Here is a 19842-nt window from a genome sequence, read left to right on the forward strand (position 1 = left end):
GCAAATGGAAAATATATTATACCCATTGGGTGGTGGAATATTAATTGGTATCTCTAGTACTATTTTACTTGCAGGTATCGGTCGAATTTCTGGGATAAGTGGAATTTTATCTTCAGTTATTTCAAGACCAGCAAAAGAACATTTTTGGAAATATAATTTCCTACTGGGACTTCTTATTGGAGGGGGAATGACTTATGTTTCATCGCCTCAACTTTTTAATTATTCAGTTAATGATAATTTAATCAAAGTCATCATTGCAGGATTACTTGTGGGGTTTGGTACAAGGCTTGGAAACGGTTGTACGTCCGGTCATGGGGTTTGTGGCATGTCTCGAATGGCAAAAAGATCAATTATAGCAACTATTACTTTTATATTAGTAGGAATGATAACTGTAACTATAGAGGGGCTTATAAAATGAAAGCGCAAATAATAAGTTTAGTTTCGGGTATTCTCTTTGCCATTGGACTGTCGATTTCAGGAATGATAAACCCTGAAAAGGTGAGAGGTTTTTTAGATATATTAGGCGACTGGGATTACTCTCTTGTATTCGTTATGCTTGGTGCTGTTAGTTTTAATTATTTTTCATTTAAATATTTAAAAACAAAGAAGCCGATATGTGCAGATACACATTTTCTTCCAAAATCAAGCAAGGTTGATAAACAACTTATATCAGGAGCAGTTTTATTTGGTGCGGGATGGGGCCTTCTTGGTATTTGTCCCGGGCCAGCGATAGTAAACTTAGTAACCCTTAATTCAAGTATTATCATTTTTATATTAGCTATGCTCGTTGGAATGGGAGCATATAAAGTTTATGAGAAGTGAGGAATTATGAAATGTTTTAATTTAACAGATATTGAAGATAAGAAAGAATCAATCCTTTTTGATCATTTTATTCGAGTTGATAATATATATATTGCATCAAAGGTAATATCTGATGAACAAGTAGACTATTTGAATTCATTAGGAATTAAAGTTGCAATTGATTTAAAGGGAAATAATGAAACGCTATTTAATGATAAGGAGCAATTTGAAATAAAGGGAATAAAGTATATTCATTTTCCAATAACAGATATTTCTAGCTTAACCTTTGATCAGGTACAAGAGTTTAGTGAAATTCTTAATGAAAATGAATCACCGAAAATAGTATACTGTGCTTCTGGGAACAGAGTTGGAGCATTAATGGCACTTCATGCCTCGATGGTTTGTGGTCATCCAAGGCAAAGAGCGTTTGGTTTTGGTGTCAGAATTGGGATGATAAATGAATCAACAAAAAATCAAGTTTATGAAAAAATTTTCAAAGGAGATAAAAGATGAGAAGAATAATATTATTGATAATAGGTGTATTTGTACTTAATGCTTGTGCTCATAAAAAAGGTAAGAGTGAAAGTGATATTAGAATAGGAGAAAATTTACAATCAAATAGATATGGAACCATATATTTTTCTAAACAACCTGATGATAAAGATTGGGCTAAACTAAAAGAACAAGGCTTTGAAACAATTATCAATTTAAGAGAACCAAGCGAACATGATGAGAAAAATGAAAGAAAGTTAATAGTAAAATCAGGAATGACTTATGTTAATATTCCATTCCCAAAAAAAATGAAACTAGACAATAACTATGTTTCAAAAGTCACGAAAGAAGTAATGAAAAACAAGGATAAAGGTAAAATACTTATTCATTGTAGTAGTGGAAACAGAGTCGGTATTTGGGTTGGTGCTCATTTTTATAAAGATCATGGTTTCTCAAAAAAAGAATCAATAAATACGGCTAAAGCTCATGGATTAAATAAGCCAGAAGCTATTAATAAACTAAAAAAATATTTTGAAAATAACTAAAGAGAGGTTTTATGAAAGATTTACCAAAAAACGTTACAGCTTATAAAAAAACTCCTAGCTACAATGAAAATTCTATTCCTAATACTCTTTCAAGTGGTCATCTTACAAAAGAGGGGACATGGGGGAAAATTTGTATTCTAAAAGGAACATTAATTTATGTTATTGAGAATGATCCCGAAGAAATTATTGAGTTAAGCATTCAGAAATTTGGTGTTGTAGAGCCTCAAGTTTCCCACCATGTGAAAGCGCAAGGAGAGGTAGAGTTCTATGTCGAATTCTATAAGTAAACTAATCCTAGTTAGATTGTTTTAAGGAAATAAATGAGACACAATCAAAGAGAATTACATAAAATAACGAATGTTGGTTTTTTAAGAGCTGCTGTACTAGGAGCGAATGATGGGATTATCTCTACGTCTAGCCTAATCGTGGGTGTTACAAGTTCGGGTCTTTCTGAAAAAGAAATACTTACTACTTCTATCGCAGCACTCATTGCTGGTGCAATGTCGATGGCTGCGGGTGAATTCGTTTCTGTCAGCTCTCAAGCCGATACTGAAAAAGCAGATATAAAAAAAGAAAAGTGGGAACTCGAAAATGAGCCAGAAGCAGAATTGATTGAGCTTAAAAATATCTACTTAAAAAGAGGTTTAAGTGAAAAATTAGCTCTTGAAGTTGCTCATGAACTAACAAATCATAATGCATTAGATGCACACCTTAGAGATGAACTTGGTATTGTAAATGAACATAAAGCAAAACCCCTGCAAGCGGCATTAGTATCCGCATTCACTTTTATAGCTGGAGCAATTCTGCCAATTTTAGTAATTCTTATTGTTGATATAGAAAATTTAGTTTTTTCAGAAGTATTTGTTACTATTCTTGCATTACTTGTAATGGGAGGAGTTGCCGCCAAAAGTGGTGGCGCAAAACTATGGATTGGTTCAATTCGAGTTGCTTTTTGGGGAGCTGCAGCAATGGGATTTACAGCATTAATTGGATATTTATTTATGATATCATAATGCTATATTGATACGTAGTTCGATTATTAATAATATAAAGTTATACTTGTTTATGTATAACACTTACAAAGGAGTTTATATGTCATTACTATTGGGCGATACTGCCCCTAACTTTCAAATTGATTCACAAAAAGGAAAAATCGACTTACATGAATTTATTGGAAACTCGTGGTGTTTCTTTTTTAGTCATCCAGCTGATTTTACACCTGTTTGTACAACTGAAATGGGAAGAACAGCACAACTAGCATCAGAGTTTGAAAAGAGAAATGTTAAGCCACTTGGTTTATCAACCGATTCAGTGGAAGAGCATAATAAGTGGATTTCAGATGTGAATGATACTCAAAATACTGATCTTCAATTTCCAATCGTTGCCGATCTTGATCAAAAAGTAGCTAAGCTTTACGAAATGATTCACCCTGACCAAAGTGCAACAGCAGCTGTAAGGTCTGTTTTTATCATTGATCCAAATAAAAAGATTAGACTTACTATGACCTATCCTATGAGTGTTGGTCGAAATTTTGATGAAATCTTAAGAGTTGTAGATGCGCTTCAAACAACAGATAAGTTTGGTGTCGCAACCCCAGCTGACTGGCAAGTTGGTGACAAGGTAATTATTCCACCAAGTGTAACAAATGATGAAGCTAAGAAAAAATTTCCTCAAGGTTTTGAGGAAGTTAGATCATACTTAAGATATACTAACGTATAAAGAATTCGCCACCAATGGCTGCATTTCAAAGTTGTTGGTGGCTAATTTATAAATATTTGAATAGCTTAGAAAGTACGAGGAACAATATATGTCAATGTATACAACAAAGTCTGTAGCGGTACCTGATTCAGTTGAATTGCGAACGTCTTCTGATGGGAAAGACGATCTCATTGTGACGCCTCCTCCTGAATTCAAAGGGCCAGAGGGATTTTGGACACCTGAAGATTTGTTTTCAGCGAGTATTTCCAGTTGTTATATTCTGACATTTAAAGGAATCGCTAAGTTTAAAAAAATGGACTGGGAGAGTATAGAAGTCAAGGTTGAAGCTCAGCTGGAAAAAACTGATTCTGGTTATCGATTTACAAAAGCTACTATTTTTCCTCGATTAATTATTTGCTGTAAAAGTAATGTAGACAAATATTTGGAAGTACTAGATAAGGTTAAAAAAACTTGTTTGGTAACAAGGTCTATGAATACTGAATTTATCTTAGTTCCCAAAATTATTGTAAAGGCGAAAAAATAATTTAAAGTGCCTCGAATTTCTTTTTTTCTTTGAGTAACTTGTAATAAAGTAAGGCCATAAGACTACCACCTGTAATAGACATCAGTATATGTATACTAAAAAGTAAGTAATTAATACTTTGAAAGCCCACAATATGTTGAGGGGCAAATCCTAGCCGAGAAAAAGCTTTAATTAAGAAAATACTTCCAAAAACCCCAGCAATTGAATTACTTGTTGTCATCCATTTTTTTTCTAAAAAGAGACCTGTAATATTTGAAGCTGCTACGCCAATAAAAATACTAAATAAAGATATTAAGGACTCAAGCATATCCAATCCTAGTGATCATAATTAAAATCATCAATTTTTCCAGTAAGTAATCTCTTTTGAATAAGCATATAAATACCCATTAAGATTATTCCAATGATTCCCCAATATATAGCCACAGATAAAGGATATTGCGTAGTAGATGTATTATAAATGGTTAGGGGAGGGTTATGCTCATTTGTTGAAGGTAAAAGTGTTGGGAAATGTGAAAGTAGAGTTGTCGATAAACCCGAGAAAATCATTAAAGAGGATAATATAAAAGCTGTTGTTTCTTTTTTGAACTTTTTAGTAAAAAACAGGCCAACCAAAGTACCAATATAAATAAGTGGAAATATACAAAGAATGGGATAGCTTGTGAAATTTTCGATGGGTAAAGACTTAATAGAGCTAAGTGTTAGAAGTGCCGCTACAGAGAGAACTAACAGCACAATATTTAACTTTATGATGATACTTTTAAGTTTTTGATTAATAGATGAACGTGTTTTTAGAATTATCCAGTTTGCTCCATGAATAGCTAAGGTTATTGTAGAAATAAATCCAATCATGATTGTAAACCAATCAAAAATCCCGGGTTCAGTTGATAGAGGACTGAAGCTAGAGTTAAAAAATGGTAAAAAGAAATATTGTGGTTCATGAGATGAAACACCATCTATAACTCCACCAAAGTTTACTCCTCTTACAATATTCCCAAGCCCAACGCCGAATATTAAAGATAATAAAAGACTCGACACTCCAAATGCTTTATCCCAAAAGTCTTTCCATACCTGAAGCTTAAATTGATTTCGGAATTCAAGTCCAGTTGCTCTAAAAATAATAAGCCATAGGGCAATCATTAATGGAAGGTAGAATCCACTAAATACAGATGCATAAAATGTTGGAAATGCCATGAAGAGGAGTCCTCCGGCGGCAACTAGCCAAACTTCATTTGAATCCCAAAAAAGTCCTGCTGACTTTGCAATAACTAGCTTATCTTTTTCTTCTTTTGCAAAAAAAAGATGAATGATACCAGCTCCAAAATCATATCCATCGAGTATGAAAAACATCACAAGTACTAATGCAATAATAATAAACCAAAAAACTTCCATTATTCATCTTCCATATATTTAGGTCCATGATGTATAACTTTACCAACTAATAATAAAAATAATAATCCTAGAACCATGTAAAGACCTACAAAACCTAAAAGTGTAAAAATTGTATTCCCTGCTGACACTGTTGGAGAAACTCCATCTGCAGTTTTAAGAAGCCCGTACACTAAATAGGGTTGGCGTCCAAGTTCAGCTGTATACCACCCCGTGATATTGGCAATGTACGGGAAGGGAAATAAAAGCATTATGACCCAAAGAATTGGTTTAGAGACATATAGAGCTTTCCTCCACATCATTAAGCATGCAAGAGCTAAAACAGCTATAAAGATCGTCCCAAGCCCCACCATTATATGATAACTATAGTAAAGAGCTGGTATATTCGTCGGAAGATCTTCTTCTTTAAATTCATTCATACCTTTGACGGGTATGTCCCACGAAGAATAAGTTAATAAACTTAAGATATTAGGAACAGCGATCTTGTTGTCAATTCGTTTTGTAACCATGTTGGGTTGACCAATTAAAATAATTTCCGAGCCAGCTTCTTCAGTCTCAAAAATCCCTTCCATTGCAGCAAAGGTTGCAGGCTGGTATTTAACAACATTTTTAGCGTTCATATCACCTGTTGGCATTGCTACAAGAAAGCTTGATATCAATCCAAATATTACACCTGTCTTAAGAAAAAGCTTTCCATCCTCAATATGTCTATTAGTTAGTAGATAAAATGCACCTATACTTGCGACGACTACTGAGGAGGTCACCATTGAAGCCATTTGGTTATGAAGAAATGCTGGTAATAGCCAAGGATTAGTGAATAACTCTGAAAAGTTAGTGAGTACAAATTTTCCATTTTCTAAAATTTCATATCCCACTGGATGCTGCATCCATGCATTTGTTGCAAGTATAAACCAGCCACTAAGCCATGAGCCGAGAAAGACGAGAAACCCAACAAGCAAATGCATCCTTTGGCTCATGAGTTTTTCACCAAATATAAACAGAGCTAAGAAAGACGACTCTAGAAAAAATGAGAACATTCCCTCCATTGCTAAGGTTTGCCCAATTATAGAGCCTGTAAGTTCAGAGAACTTTGCCCAGTTAGTTCCAAACTGAAACTCCATTGGAATCCCAGTTACAATCCCCATAGTAAAGTTGATAGCAAAAATTTTCATGAAGAATTTAGCTGCGTTATTAAATCTAACGTTTTGAGTCTTTAAGAATTTCCATTTGAAGTAAACTATTATGAGTGAGAGTCCCATCGTTAGTTGAGGAAAAATGTAGTGAAATGTTATGGTAAAGGCAAACTGAAGCCTATCATAAAAAATTATATCTTCCATATATCTTCGGTACAATCTAAACTAATACCGTCTCCATTTATTGTTTTTATTTAAAAAATTATACACTCTGAGGTGCGTCAGGAAAAGTGAGAAACCACTCTTTTTGATGTTTCTTCATCTCCATTTTTCAAGATAGCTATGTCAATTAGGATACACTATTTATTTCAGCCAGTTTCACTCAAGTGGAAGTCTGAACTAGGAATCGATTTCTTGATAAAATAGAGATTAGAATCCAAAAGATTGACCTCAGTGTCATGGCACCAACCGTTCTTATCTCATAACTTTTACCTGAATACACATGAATACCAAAACCAATAAAGACAAGTAGGGTCGTGATGGCTAAAGTTATCGCTAGAGAAAAAGCCCATTTCTTTTTTAGAAATATGCCAATTCCGAAAATTACATAGAAAAAACCACCAATAAAGTTAAACCAGAGGACAAATGGAACGAATTTACCAGCAAATTGCTTGCCTGCTTCACCACCAAATAGGGCAAAGCCACCAGACTTTATTGTCATAATCCCAAATCCAATCGCAAGCAAGCCTAGAATTCCAATAATCATCTTGTCTTTTTTACTATTGATTTTCATAGGGTTTCTCCATTTTTATATTTAGTTAAATATATCTCCATTTTTCCAATGGTATTAAAAAGGTTAAGAGATGTTACTTCATTTAAAAACTCTAACCCAATAATTTGAAGTGAGCTTCGGTCATATGCTTCTTGTAATTTGACATAATCAAGAGTTGTAATTTTACCATTTTTAAATCGTTTTTTTTCAGCTTTTAAAATTTCTTTCTGCTGAACTATTATTTTCTTTAAATAAGTTATTTGTTCTGTATTTGATTGAACTCTACCCTTAATTTCTCCAAAGCCATTATTCAAATTTAATTCTACTTGTCTCTCTCTAAATTCAGCTTGTCGTTTCTGGCTCAGGGCCATATTAATATTACTTGAGCTTTTCTTTCCTCCTAAATCAAAGTCCCAACTTATGCCTGCATATACTTCGTATTTGTCTTGAGAGTTCTCCTCAATGGATTCACTAATCCCACCTCCTCGGCCAAAGCTCTTTAGTGAAACAAATAAGTCAACATTTGACTTTGCGGCCTCGTTTTCAATTCTCAGTAAGCTTTCAGAAATTTCTTTCCTTGTTTTTATTTGAGAACTCACCAGACCTTCTTTAATTATATTTACAACCTCGTTATCTGAAAGACTCAGTAAAGATTTTGAAATCTTCATTTGCTCTATGGATATTTTTGGGTTGTATCCAATTTCTAAAATAGATTTTAGCTTTATGCTCTCAATCTCTATTTTTGAATTAATTTCTGCTAGATTTTTTTGTCGGTTAGTTATTTCAACTTCTGAGGTAAGAAGTTCTGATTTACTAATAATGCCTGATTTTCTTTTTACTAAATTATGCTTATGGAGTCCCTTGAATCTATCTAAAGAACTTTGAGCAATTTCTTTTTCTCTAACTAATTTAACTAAATTCCAATAAATGACAATGGCATCACGAGCAACCTTATCCTTCTCAGCTTGTGTCCTATATTCAATACCTTTCCTTTGTAGCGATACTGCCTTTTTCTTAAAGTGGTATTCTCGGCTGCCAAAATTTCTCCACAATGGAATTGCGATTGATGTCTTATAAACACTATCCATGGCATCCAAGGAGAATTGATTGTTACTTGGGATCGTTCCCATTTCTTTGTCTTCAAAACCAACACCTAACCCAAATTTAAAACCATAAGAAGTCAGCTTCTCGTAATCTAAAGAAAGCCCATAACCCTCTTTCTTTGAATCTAATGTAATTGGAGGATTTGGATAGTTTTCGGATGTATACTTAAATAGCTTTGCTGATAACTTCCCATCAAGCATACCGTCAACTCCACTCTCTTGATATTCAGCTTGAACTGCGTTTTCATCTTGTATTTTAAATTCATTCGATTCTTCTAATATTTTTACTATTGAGGAAATATTCAATTTCTCCTGTGCAATAGCATTTTCAGGTAAAAACCCTCCCACCACTGAAAAAATAAGTAGCATTGCTATATTGTTCATTTTAGCACCTCTATATTTTTTAAACTTATCCCCTAAGTCATTTCCAATTAAATATAATGTGGGCATAAAAAGTAGAACAACGGTAGTACCAAATAGAAGTCCGTAAAGAATTGCTAAAGACAAAGGAGACAATAAAGGGTCATACCCACCAATAGCGTAAGCAGTAGGAGCGACGGCCAGCACAGTACTAATTGTTGTCAGTGAAATTGGCCTTAATCTTTCTTTGGCTCCCTGAATAAGTAGCTCTTTAGAAAAGCCACCATTATCTTTCATAAGCTGATTTATATGATCCACTAGAACGATTGAATCATTTACTACTATTCCAGCAAGCCCAATGAGTCCAATTCCAGCAAACATTGAAATAGGTAAATTGTGAAGATAAAAAGACAAGAATATTCCCACAACTCCAAAAGGAATTACCGTTAATATCAAAAAGGGTTTTGCGTATGAATCAAACATTAAGCTTAAAATAAAATATATCCCAACAATGGCCAAACCTGCTGCTATTATTAGTCCTGAGAAAATCTTTGCCTCTTCTACAGGTCTTCCACTAATCGTATATTTAATATTTTTTTCTTTAACGAACTTTGACTTAAATACATCAAGCATTTCCACTGCGGTTATCTCTTTGGTATTAATGTTCCCTGTAACAGAAGTTGAGCGTAGACCATTATAATGCTTAATCTCAGCGTAAGAAGGTCTTTCTTCATAGTCAATCATCGTATCAAGCTTAATTAGTTGACCACGCTTATTTGCGATAGGAAGCTTGGAAATAAAATCAAAGTCACCTCTCGATTTTTTGTCCAGCCTTAATCTAAAATCATAGGACTTATTTATAGAGGAGTAATCCGTTACGACCTGTCCATCAAAAGCAATTCTCAAGGTTCTTATAATATCTACAGGCGTTAATCCTGCCTGAGCAACTTTCTTGTAGTTTAATTTAAGATTAATTTCATCTTTTCCCGGAATGAAATCATCTTTAACATCAGAGATACCTTTGATTTTTTTCAAAAAACTAATAACTTTATCAGACGATTCCTTTCTATCTTCGTTTTTATTAGAAGACATAATAATTTCAAAAGGTTCACCTAAAGGTGGCCCGATCCTCATTAGATCAAACTCTAAATCATACCCTTTAGATTTAAATGTCTCTGAATGTTTACTATTTATTTCATTTATTAAATCTTGAGCGGTTCTTTCTCTATCGCTATATGGAGTCAGATACACTAAGAATGAGACTAAATTTTCCTCAGTTCCAAAATTTGTAAGAGAACTTAAACTATGAGTTCCTATTCGTGTGGTATACCCAACAAGTTCATTCTCTTTTAAATTTCCAATGCTATTTTCAACATCCTTTATTATTGCTTCTACCTTTTCTGGAGCGTATCCTTTTTCTAAAGTAATTTTTAGAGAAAATCCTTCTGACGCTTCTTGAGGAAAGGAGTCTTTCCGAACCTTAGTAGCTCCAATGAATACACTGAACACAAATAATCCAAGAAACCCTAGTATTGCGAGATAGCGAAATTTTAGAACTTTGGTAAGTATTTTTTCATAAAGATTTTCCCAAAATATAACAACACTATTCTTTTTATAGCCACCTTTCTTTATTGATCCATGTGCTAAGTGGGCCGGTAACAGCAAATAGCAATCTATCAATGATACAAATAATGCGATCATTACAACTGTTGGCATTTGCCATATAAATTTTCCGGGCAAACCTCCCAGTGCCAATAATGGTAAAAATGCTGTAATTGTTGTTAATGAAGCTGCTAGAACAGGCCTCCATAGCCTTCCAACCGAATTGCTTGCTGCTTCCTCTGGACTTTCACCATTTTCTATATTTACATCAAATCGCTCACTGATAACCATCGCATCATCAACAATCATTCCTAAAACAATGACAAATGCTCCCATTGAAACTGAATTTAGAGTCAGTCCCATTGGCACAAACAAAATCATGCTTCCAAATACAGTAAACGGAATTCCAAAGGCAGTCCAAAAAGCCGGTTTACCTCCTAAAAAATAAAATAGTAATATAAGGACGAGTACAAAGCCGATTAGCCCATTATTTTTCAATAAGGTAAATTTGCTTCTAGCATTATCTGAAACATCGTTATTGAGTTTGTAACTTGTTCCGGTAGGAAGCTCTTCTAGCTTAAGGAGTTCTTTTATTTTGTCCGACACCTTAAGTTGATCAACACCACTGCGAATGGCCACCAAAATGGTTGCACCACGCATACCATTATTTCTGACTATAAGTTTATCGTCTTTCGGTCGATAAATTATATTCGCGACATCACCAAGATAGACCCCTTGGCCGTCTGGAGACATCCTAATGACTGTATTTAAAACGTCTTCAGCTTTTTCGTATTTATTGAAAGATACAATCTTCTTTTGAGCGATAAAGGATTCTAACGTCCCCCCAGTTCCCACCTGATTTCTTGAGTTAATTGCGTAGTAAACTGAATTTAAATCAATATCCCTATCAAAGGCCTTTTTAGCATCCACTTCGATATGGATTTCTTCGTCAGGTAACCCGACCGTTGTTACACTTGATACGCCAGAAACTTTTCTTAAGTCATCCTCGATTTGAGGTAATTTGTTTTTCAAAAGATCATATGAACCTGAAAATGCTATTTCCATAATGGGTCTATCTTCGGTCGTTACACTGGTAATAACGGGTTGCCCCTCTATGTCGGAAGGAAAATCATCTATTTTATCAATCTCAGACTGCACATCTGCTAGTAAATCTTTAAATTGAAAATCATTTAAATCATCATCAGCAAAAATTGTTATTCTCGATACACTTTCAATAGAGCTAGATCGAAATTCCTTGATATTGCCAATCTCAGCAATTTTGTCTTCGATTTTTCCAGTAACATTTAATTCAACATCTTTTGAAGAAGCTCCCGGATATTTAGTTACAATGACAATTTGATTCATCGAAACTCCAGGGAATGCCTCTTTTGGGACTTTGTAAATGAAATATCCACCGAGTATAAAGTTTAAAGCTAAAATAAAATTAACAAGTATAGGCCTTCTAATAAAATATAATGTTACGCTTTTCATAATATCCTTATTTACTCTCTTCTGAGTCCTTTAATAACTATATCAACTCTCATTTTGATTGCTTCATCCGTCATCAGTTTTTTACTGACGGCACTCACGCCTAGATCAAAAACCTTATTTACACCTAAATTCTTGAGTAAGCCTGGTATTAAATTTGAAAGTCCAATACTACCGGCAATTTGAGTCAGAATAAGAGGTAGGGGAGCTTCTATTAGAATTTTATTTTTCTGACAATCCTTTATAGTTTTTGCGAGTATCATAAAATGCTTTCTCATTTTTAATCGAGCAAATTTTCGAACAGCTTCTTCTCCATTTAGAATATCGTTTAAAAGGACAAGGATTAGATGACGATTATCTCTAGCAAATTTTGCCATTGATAATAATTGGCTTTCAAGGGTTGCGAGATTATCTTCTTTTTCAATTAATTCAAAATCCACAAAAAAATCTTCATATACTTCACTTAGTATCAACTTAATAAACTTGTCTTTATTACCAAAGTGATAACTAAACATTCCTAAGTTTACTTTTGCTGCTGTTGAGACTTCTCTTATGCTTAAATTCGATGCACCTTTCTTTATTAATAACTTTCGTCCCTCAACCAAGAGCTTTTTATCAGTATTTGTTGATTTTCTAGACATTAATGCTTCCACTCTTCATGTGAGAAAAGTTTTTCATAATCTAGTAAACTTTCATGAATTCTACTTAAGCCAGTCTTATAGTCCCCTTTCTCAAAAGCTGAAGATCCTGTCAAAATTCCGGCAAGTACAGGGTGAATAGCCTCATCCGCATCAGGCTCTAGTTTACAAGTCTTGAAGATATCACTTATTACCAGAGAAATAGCTTTACCCACCTTTTTAACTTCTGTTTTATTATCTTTATTTTTTTTATTCTTTTTAACAAGATTGAGTATTTTTTCCATTCGAATTTTTAAATCTTCAGTTGGTATAAACTTCTTAGCACCAAGATCTTTTACTTTACCAGAGGATATAGAATGATCATGTTCTTTTGAATCTTTGCTGTGATTGTGCTCATTAGAAAAAGCAGTATTTAATGTAATTACTAAAACGATACAGATTAATTTATTCATTTTTATCCTTTTTTGACCTATTTTTTTATGAGACCTATAACTATACGGGTGTATAGTTATAGGTGTAAGTAATTGCAAATGCAACTAAATAATAATGTAATTACGTGAATATATCGCTTCATTACACCTAGAGTGTTGTTTTTATTGATTACTTTCAAAATAAATAAAACTTGTCGGCAGTTAAATCGTATGCAAGAGCTTGAAAATATAAAGAATGAGTTTGGTAAAGATATTTTTGTAAAAAATTTTGAAATACTAAGAGAAGATTCGAATATAGTCTCGTGTCGCTCCAAACTATTGGCTACATGATCTAGAACAATATATTAAAGAAAGTGTACCAGAAGAAGCGGCTTAGGCCACTTCTTTATTTTGTATATTTCCCAGATTCATTTTTATAATTCATAATTAAGTATGCACGGATGCTAATTGATTTTTTTCATATTGCTCACGTATGAGCACTCCTTTGTAATAGCTAGGACATCCCAAAAAATGTCCTAGCTTATTGTAAATTGTTATTGCAACTTGATCATAGAGTGCTGTCTAAAAAAGTCTGTTAGTTCACCAGTTATCTTCATTAGCTCCCATTTCTCATCAGATATTTTTATATTTTTGTCTTCCCATAGTTTTCTTATTCTTGGCATTTCATCAACAATTGTGATTTTAGATTGTTGTAATTCTTTACATAGATCATCATTCATCTTGCTAACCCAAAATTGAACTAAATCATCAGGATAAATTTTACTTCCAAGCTTGGTCTTGTTTAACTTCTTCAAAAGTTTGTCTGTTAGCTCTTTTGTCTTTCGTTTTATTGGTAATGTTGTTCTGTTGCCAATTGTACTTACTATTTGTGTTTGCTTTTTACCGTTCATGTTAATTTCCTTTTATGGTTAAGATGCCATTGATTTTAAAACTTGGTATACAGTCTTGAGCTTTTCGTTATCCATTTTGGATATTAAAAGGTGACACTCATCTTTATGGTTTATGGGTATATCTCCGCTTTTTAGTAACTTATTCAAGTCATCAAGGGTGAGATTAAAAATTCGACACATATCCTTTATCCTGTCTGACGGTATCGGTTGTCTTGATTGCTCGTAGTGGCAAATAAGGGTGTGACTAACTCCTAGAAGCTTCGCTAAGTCCCTTATTCTCATTCCAGCTGAGATGCGCAGATGTCTAAAAACTTGTGCTGTTGGAAGCTTCTCGCATTCCTGTAAAGCTAAATTCACGTTCTTCTCCTTTTGTTAGATTGTGAATCGCTCTTTGATAATTCTATAACCAACTTAATATCTAGAAGTGATGGAAATTGATTATGAATTCCCATTTTCTATAAGTTGGTTAGGGTAAAAATATGGATGAAAATTGTGACTGAATTAGTCGTAGGCAAATTGTAGGCAAAATTTAGGCAACGATCGTGACTTTTTGTGATCTACTGTGATTTTGTTAAAAACTGAATTATTTAAACTATTGAAAGGTCTTCCGTGTGATTTTAGGGAATTAAAAAAGCCCATCAGAGACGGGCTTTTTTATGTACTAAAAATGGCGGGAGAGACGGGACTCGAACCCGCGGCCTTCGCCGTGACAGGGCGACGTTATAACCAACTTAACTACTCCCCCGCATTTCGTGAGATTAAATATAAGGATTTATAGGTGTAGAGTCAATAGAGAAATTGGTCTTTTTTAATAAAATTGTGAAGAGACAAAAGTTTTTATTGAAATGACCAGTAGCAGTACCGAGAATAATCTATTGGCGAGCTTTGGGCTAACTCTCTGTGTCCAACTTACTCCAAGCTTAGAAGAAAGAGACGAACCGATGAAGAGTGCGATCACCACTGAGAAATTTACATATCCCACCTGTCCCATTTCTAGAAATCTATAGTTGAAAACAAAAGTTGGAGTTGGTTGTAGTAGGTATGTGAGCATTCCTGTGAAAGTTCCAACTACCATGCAGGTGTTACTATTAACTGAGAGGAGCTTAAAGGGAATATTTAGAATAACTATAAATAGTGGAACGAGGATAGCCCCGCCTCCAAGGCCTGTCATTCCCGAAATAAGACCTCCTATGAGACCTGTGAGTATACCAAGCAGGATTGTTTTCATATTGAGTTCAGGGGCCCACTTTTCTTCGTTATTAGTTTCTTTCTTATTTAAAATAGTTCTAAGGGCGATGAGAAAAACAAAGATGCTAAAGATTAGTTTAATAGTTTTTCCATCCATAAGCAGCGTGAGCTTTCCACCAATAATCACACCTGTAAGCATGGAGAGAGCAATGGGAGCAAGATATTTAAAATTTGGCTTAACTCCCGCCTTTATAAAAAAGAAAACATTCTTAAAAGAATTGAAGAAGATAAGCGTGAGCGATGTTGCAATGACTACTTGAGGGGGGAGGTAAGAGAAGAACGTGTAGAGGGTAGGAACGATCAGAATTCCTCCGCCAACTCCAAAGAAAGTGGAGAGTAGTCCTACGAAAATACCAGTAATTACAAGTCCTAAAAGTATCATGATTAGAGTTTATAGAGGCAAATAGGAGATGTACAGTTGCCACATTCATTTCCTTAGATAGAATAGACAAAAGGATAATTTATGAAAATTTTTATTACGGGTGGGACAACTGGAATTGGTTGGTCGCTAGCAAAAGAATATTTAGAGGATGATCATATTGTTGGGATCTGTGGCAGAGATTTATCTCGAATTGAAACCGGCGCTCTTGAAAAGTTTAAGAACTTAAAGACCTATAAAGTCGATGTCACAAATAGAGAAGAGTTAATTGCAGCAGTAGATGAATTTAGTGAAGGCTCTCTCGATCTAATGATTGCGAGTGCCGGTCGAAGTGTTGGTAGTAAAACTAAGGAACCCGACTTCGTAGCCTCTAGAGATGTAATTAATATTAACGTCTTAGGTGTCTTAAATACTTTTGAAGCTGCACTTAAGAATATGCTTCCAAATAAGAAAGGTCACCTCGCCGCGGTTGCAAGTGTTGCTGGAATGGTAGGGCTTCCTGGAGCATCATCATACTCAGCCTCTAAAGCAGCAGTGTTAAAACTCTGTGAGTCTTACTCAATGGATTTGAAATCATTTAATATAGACGTAACTTGTATTGCTCCGGGATTTGTTGATACTCCTTTAACTCAGAAAAATGATCACGGAATGCCGTGGCTTATGAGTTCTGAGAAGGCCGCTAAGAAAATTAGAAAGGCCTTAGACAGAAAGAAGGTTCTCTTCGTTTTTCCATGGCAAATGAAAACAGTAATGTTTATACTAGAGAGACTACCAAGGTGGATGTATAGAGCATTTATGCAAATGCCGATTGCAAATTATAGTAAGTAGGTACTGTTATGAAAAAAACGATTCTTATATCACTATTAATTCTCATCAGTTGTAATAAGGAAGAAACAAAGGTTTTAGAGACTTCGAAACCTCAGCCTCATTATGACTTTTCAAAGAACGCTAATTCCGTTTCAGTTAAGGACGATTTCTCTGATTTAAAAAAGAAAGTAGATGAATCTTGCGATACGGAAGAGGAAATTAAAGAAAAGCTTGTAAAACCAAAACAAGAGGCCTTTAAGCTTCAAGGTGGTGATACTGGTTGTGATATTTCGCAGTTAAATAAAGAAGATTAGAATTTCTTTTTAAGCTCATCTTTTGCTTTTATCAGGCTAGATGCAATGGCGTTAATCAGTGAAGAGATCTCTTTTGAGAGACTCGAATTGTCGATAGTTGCACGAAAGTTTTGAATATCTAAATCCATCACTTTATTTCGATCATTCCATGTCAGTAGAAAATTATTTTCAAAATTTCGAATTGATTTCTTATCAAATATTTGAACACCGATCTCTCTTGTATTTCCCTCTTGTGAATTTGGAGAAAGAGAGGCGGAACCTGTAAGTAGAGTTTTTCCATCAATAGAGAGAGTATTTCTGTGATTTTCTTGATGATAAATTTGCAGTTCACCATTTGGAAGATTCTTTGCGCTAGAAGTTGTCTTTCTCGCTTTGACTTCAATATTATATAAGTTGAGCTCTCTTAAGTAGATCGTGTTAGGAAGACCATTTAGGCCAACGTTACTATTGTGATCAGCTAGTATCCTAATATCAAGCTTTGGCACTTCAAGCTTTCTCTTAATAAGAGCATTTATAATATAGGAGTCATAGAGATAGAGTTGCTCCATGTAGATATGGGATTTGGCATTTCTAATCATGTCTATGACTATATTTCTTGTATTCTTAATCTTTCCGTCTAAAGACGATTCCGCGAGACGAACGACTTCATCACCTAAAAGAGGATAAGAATCTCTTCTTATTTTAAAAGTATCTAAAATATTTTTGGAATTATTTAAGTACTGAGAACTCTTTAGGAGGGCAGTTTCAAAATCGCTGTAGAAGTTGCTTTGCAAGAGTGCAGCGGCAGGACCTTTGATCCAAATATCGTTATCAAAGAAATATCCTCCAGAGTGATCACTCCAATTCTTAGATCCAACAAGGGCCTGAGGCTCTTCAGTATTAGCATCTATAACAATTAATTTTGAATTATTCTCTCTTTCTTCATCAAATGTCTTCACTAAGAAAACATTATTTCTTAGCTTAACCCTTAAATTCGTTTCCAATTTTAAGTACTCTAAAGTCTGAGTCTCTTCTTGAACGAGAATAAATACTTTGAAGTTTGAGTTCTTAGAGAGTTTCTTCTCAGTTTCTCTTAAAAGGTATTTCATGACAGTCATGCCAAGAGTTCCATCTATAATTCTTACACTTATGAAAATAGATTCTTTAGCTTCTACAATCATCTCTTTTACTTTGATGAAAATAGGGTCTGTTTTAAATGCAATATGACCTTGCCCATGCTTTGTCTTAGGCATTTCTGTAAGGTCTTTATTCTCTTGGTTTAAATACCAATCAATTCTTTCTTTATCAGTGGCATTCTTGTTGAATATTTCAACTTGATTACCTGGTATCAAACCTGAAAAACTTAAAGTATAGGGAGATATTTTCAGCCCTTCTTGCAAGGAATAGGAGATCGGCTTCGTTTCTTTTATGGCCAAGATAAAATTCTTAAGATCAGAAAAACTAGAAATTAGATTAGACTTCTGTCTAAAGTCATTGATTAAAGAGTCGTAGAAGTTATTTTCAGTGATATCTTTTCTATGATAAATCTTAGTAATTATCTTTTTTACTTTCTCTTTTTCTTCGGAACTCACTAGTGGAGACTGATAACTATCACGAAGAATATTTGCCTTATAAGTCATGATATAAGCAAGAGTCTGACTAAGGTTTCTCTGGTTTGGAGAAATTACTTTCCAGTAAATAATTGGTCTTAGGAAGTCTGTGGGAATTATACTTGAGAGCTCATCCACTAAGGCCTTGGCTTCTTTCTTTTTTTCTCGGTCAAGCTTTTGAATAGACTTTTTAAATTCTCCTAAATCAGAATAAGAAGAGTCTCCATATACTATAGCATATGAATCTTTATAGTAGCTGCTGATCTCTATTCTTTCTTGTAAATTAAAGTTACTTCCTTGTGAATATAGGGAAAATTGAAGGATGAAAATAGAGAGTAGGTTCTTCATAGACTACCTACTGAGTTTTCGTCACTAACATATAGAAAGTTATCTAATTCTAATGATCGAATTAATTTCTCTGCAATATTTTCTCGAAAAATATTTTTTATGAGAAAACTCTCTCTTAGTTTATCAATTGATGCGGGAACACGACCATTTAATTGAACGTAAATCAAAGAGTCTTTAGTAAACTTCTTTTCTTCAAAGGAGTAGACCAACTTTTCGACTTTGATTTTAGTTTTTAGTTTTATTGTTGAAGCTGTATATCTTCCATGTAGAAAGAAGTCTCCAGTAGTTATAGAGGCATTATTAATTTGGCTAAAGTTAGACTTTAACCATTTCCCCTCTTTCTTTATTGATGGAACAAGCTTTCCAAAGAATATTTCAAGTCTATCTCTTTTCGACTTCTTTGAGCTAAGTAATATATCTTTATATAGATCAACAGTAATAAAGTTATGGTTACTTTTTTTGAGGGATACGAGATGAAGCATTTTTACTTTTAGGTTATTGGAGCTAATTTCAAGGTCTGGCTCAGTAAGGTCATCTGCGCGAAAGTATCTTCTGAAGCGAACTTGAGCGATTGGTTCCTCTTTCTTGATTTTTTTAAGATCTATTAGGACACTTATTGTTCCTCCGCTATATTGATAACGTTTCTGAGATGAGGACATTTTCGAATTAAAGACAGACTCTGTAATCGTTGGATTTGATTTCTCTAATTCTTCCTTAAGAGTTAAATGATTTATATTAACGAGCTGATTAGTAGATTGTTCATTTTTAAAGCTTAAGCTTTGTTCAAATTGAGGTTGAAAGTGAATATCAACTTGAAATTTTCCTTCTTTCATACCACTTTCTTTCAAGAGCTTTATAAACCTCTCGGTTGATGAGGAGAGAATATTTTCTTGAAATAATTCTACAATAGGCTTTCCCTTAGTTTTATTTTCTTCAAGCGTTACTTGAATCGCTTCTTGGAATGCCTTCACTGTTAAGATATTAGAATTAGTTGTAGTGCCACTACTCCATACTTCAGAGGATATTTTATAGTTTAGGTATTTATTAAAGGCATTACCGTAGAAGTAGTCCTTATAGGCATCATACTCAAGACTTCCGATTGAGCTTGCAATGGATCTATCCTGTTGTACAGATTGAATTTGATTGGCCCAATATTGATAATAAGGCCCATAGAAATTAGATAGTGAATAAGTCGCCACTAGTAAAATAAAAATGGAGAACGGTATCCAAATAAGAATGTGTTTGTAACGTCGTGAATATTTCAATTACTTCCC

22 protein-coding genes and 1 tRNA gene are annotated in these 19842 nt (G+C 34.1%); 10 read left to right on the top strand and 13 right to left on the bottom strand.

Annotated elements, in window-relative coordinates:
• The first annotated feature begins 4 nt into the window (after positions 1-4).
• The 8 genes from CES88_RS06760 to CES88_RS06795 all read left to right on the top strand — a co-directional run bounded on the left by CES88_RS06760 (position 5) and on the right by CES88_RS06795 (position 4080).
• A complete protein-coding gene (locus CES88_RS06760; protein WP_290732723.1) occupies positions 5-418 on the top strand; it encodes a YeeE/YedE family protein in 414 nt (137 codons plus the stop codon).
• Positions 415-822: a DUF6691 family protein gene (locus CES88_RS06765; protein ID WP_290732726.1), complete on the top strand. Its 408-nt coding sequence runs from the start codon at positions 415-417 to the stop codon at positions 820-822. Before CES88_RS06760 ends, CES88_RS06765 begins: the two co-directional genes overlap by 4 nt.
• Positions 823-828: 6 nt before the next feature.
• The gene (locus CES88_RS06770; RefSeq protein ID WP_290732728.1) at positions 829-1314 is read left to right on the top strand and encodes a sulfur transferase domain-containing protein; all 486 of its coding nucleotides are present in this window, start codon (positions 829-831) and stop codon (positions 1312-1314) included.
• Positions 1311-1838 carry a sulfur transferase domain-containing protein gene (locus CES88_RS06775; RefSeq protein ID WP_290732730.1) on the top strand — a complete coding sequence of 176 codons (528 nt, stop codon included), beginning with the start codon at positions 1311-1313 and terminating at the stop codon, positions 1836-1838. Before CES88_RS06770 ends, CES88_RS06775 begins: the two co-directional genes overlap by 4 nt.
• A gap of 11 nt (positions 1839-1849) precedes the next feature.
• Positions 1850-2125, top strand: a complete 276-nt coding sequence (locus CES88_RS06780; RefSeq protein WP_290732732.1) for a DUF1971 domain-containing protein — start codon at positions 1850-1852, stop codon at positions 2123-2125.
• Positions 2126-2158: 33 nt separating this feature from the next.
• The gene (locus tag CES88_RS06785) at positions 2159-2851 is read left to right on the top strand and encodes a VIT family protein (RefSeq protein ID WP_290732734.1); all 693 of its coding nucleotides are present in this window, start codon (positions 2159-2161) and stop codon (positions 2849-2851) included.
• 79 nt (positions 2852-2930) lie between these two features.
• On the top strand, positions 2931-3557 hold the full coding sequence (locus tag CES88_RS06790) for a peroxiredoxin (RefSeq protein ID WP_290732736.1): 627 nt from the start codon (positions 2931-2933) through the stop codon (positions 3555-3557).
• An 88-nt stretch (positions 3558-3645) separates the two neighbouring features.
• Positions 3646-4080: an OsmC family protein gene (locus tag CES88_RS06795; protein ID WP_290732738.1), complete on the top strand. Its 435-nt coding sequence runs from the start codon at positions 3646-3648 to the stop codon at positions 4078-4080.
• 1 nt (position 4081) lies between these two features.
• On the opposite strand, the gene CES88_RS06800 is transcribed toward CES88_RS06795, so the two are convergent.
• The 11 genes from CES88_RS06800 to CES88_RS06850 form a co-directional block, all read right to left on the bottom strand.
• Positions 4082-4387: a hypothetical protein gene (locus tag CES88_RS06800; protein ID WP_290732740.1), complete on the bottom strand. Its 306-nt coding sequence runs from the start codon at positions 4385-4387 to the stop codon at positions 4082-4084.
• An 8-nt stretch (positions 4388-4395) separates the two neighbouring features.
• Positions 4396-5469: a cytochrome d ubiquinol oxidase subunit II gene (gene cydB / locus CES88_RS06805; protein WP_290732742.1), complete on the bottom strand. Its 1074-nt coding sequence runs from the start codon at positions 5467-5469 to the stop codon at positions 4396-4398.
• Positions 5469-6803 carry a cytochrome ubiquinol oxidase subunit I gene (locus CES88_RS06810; protein ID WP_290732744.1) on the bottom strand — a complete coding sequence of 445 codons (1335 nt, stop codon included), beginning with the start codon at positions 6801-6803 and terminating at the stop codon, positions 5469-5471. Before CES88_RS06810 ends, cydB begins: the two co-directional genes overlap by 1 nt.
• 178 nt (positions 6804-6981) lie before the next feature.
• Positions 6982-7392, bottom strand: a complete 411-nt coding sequence (locus tag CES88_RS06815) for a hypothetical protein (protein ID WP_290732746.1) — start codon at positions 7390-7392, stop codon at positions 6982-6984.
• A complete protein-coding gene (locus tag CES88_RS06820) occupies positions 7389-11927 on the bottom strand; it encodes an efflux RND transporter permease subunit (RefSeq protein ID WP_290732748.1) in 4539 nt (1512 codons plus the stop codon). Before CES88_RS06820 ends, CES88_RS06815 begins: the two co-directional genes overlap by 4 nt.
• Positions 11928-11938: 11 nt before the next feature.
• Positions 11939-12565 (bottom strand): TetR/AcrR family transcriptional regulator, encoded by a 627-nt coding sequence (locus tag CES88_RS06825; RefSeq protein WP_290732750.1) that lies wholly within the window; start codon positions 12563-12565, stop codon positions 11939-11941.
• A complete protein-coding gene (locus tag CES88_RS06830) occupies positions 12565-13014 on the bottom strand; it encodes a hypothetical protein (RefSeq protein ID WP_290732752.1) in 450 nt (149 codons plus the stop codon). Before CES88_RS06830 ends, CES88_RS06825 begins: the two co-directional genes overlap by 1 nt.
• A gap of 512 nt (positions 13015-13526) precedes the next feature.
• Positions 13527-13883 carry a hypothetical protein gene (locus CES88_RS06835; protein ID WP_290732754.1) on the bottom strand — a complete coding sequence of 119 codons (357 nt, stop codon included), beginning with the start codon at positions 13881-13883 and terminating at the stop codon, positions 13527-13529.
• Positions 13884-13901: 18 nt separating this feature from the next.
• Entirely contained in the window at positions 13902-14240 is a 339-nt protein-coding gene (locus CES88_RS06840; protein WP_290732755.1) for a helix-turn-helix transcriptional regulator, read from the bottom strand.
• Between the two features lie 311 nt (positions 14241-14551).
• Positions 14552-14628, bottom strand: a tRNA-Asp gene (locus CES88_RS06845).
• A 63-nt stretch (positions 14629-14691) separates the two neighbouring features.
• The gene (locus tag CES88_RS06850) at positions 14692-15513 is read right to left on the bottom strand and encodes a sulfite exporter TauE/SafE family protein (RefSeq protein WP_290732757.1); all 822 of its coding nucleotides are present in this window, start codon (positions 15511-15513) and stop codon (positions 14692-14694) included.
• An 81-nt stretch (positions 15514-15594) separates the two neighbouring features.
• Between CES88_RS06850 and CES88_RS06855 the strand changes: the two genes are divergently transcribed.
• Together CES88_RS06855 and CES88_RS06860 are read left to right on the top strand one after the other, a co-directional pair.
• Positions 15595-16338, top strand: a complete 744-nt coding sequence (locus CES88_RS06855; RefSeq protein WP_290732759.1) for an SDR family NAD(P)-dependent oxidoreductase — start codon at positions 15595-15597, stop codon at positions 16336-16338.
• 8 nt (positions 16339-16346) lie between these two features.
• Positions 16347-16631: a hypothetical protein gene (locus CES88_RS06860; RefSeq protein WP_290732761.1), complete on the top strand. Its 285-nt coding sequence runs from the start codon at positions 16347-16349 to the stop codon at positions 16629-16631.
• Here CES88_RS06860 and CES88_RS06865 read toward each other — a convergent pair.
• Positions 16628-18568: a phosphatidylserine/phosphatidylglycerophosphate/cardiolipin synthase family protein gene (locus CES88_RS06865; RefSeq protein ID WP_290732763.1), complete on the bottom strand. Its 1941-nt coding sequence runs from the start codon at positions 18566-18568 to the stop codon at positions 16628-16630. The genes CES88_RS06860 and CES88_RS06865 overlap by 4 nt on opposite strands.
• Positions 18565-19833 carry a hypothetical protein gene (locus CES88_RS06870; protein WP_290732765.1) on the bottom strand — a complete coding sequence of 423 codons (1269 nt, stop codon included), beginning with the start codon at positions 19831-19833 and terminating at the stop codon, positions 18565-18567. Before CES88_RS06870 ends, CES88_RS06865 begins: the two co-directional genes overlap by 4 nt.
• Positions 19834-19842: the final 9 nt, after the last annotated feature.

Origin of the sequence: Halobacteriovorax sp. JY17, from assembly GCF_002753895.1 — a bacterium.
Classification (GTDB): domain Bacteria; phylum Bdellovibrionota; class Bacteriovoracia; order Bacteriovoracales; family Bacteriovoracaceae; genus Halobacteriovorax.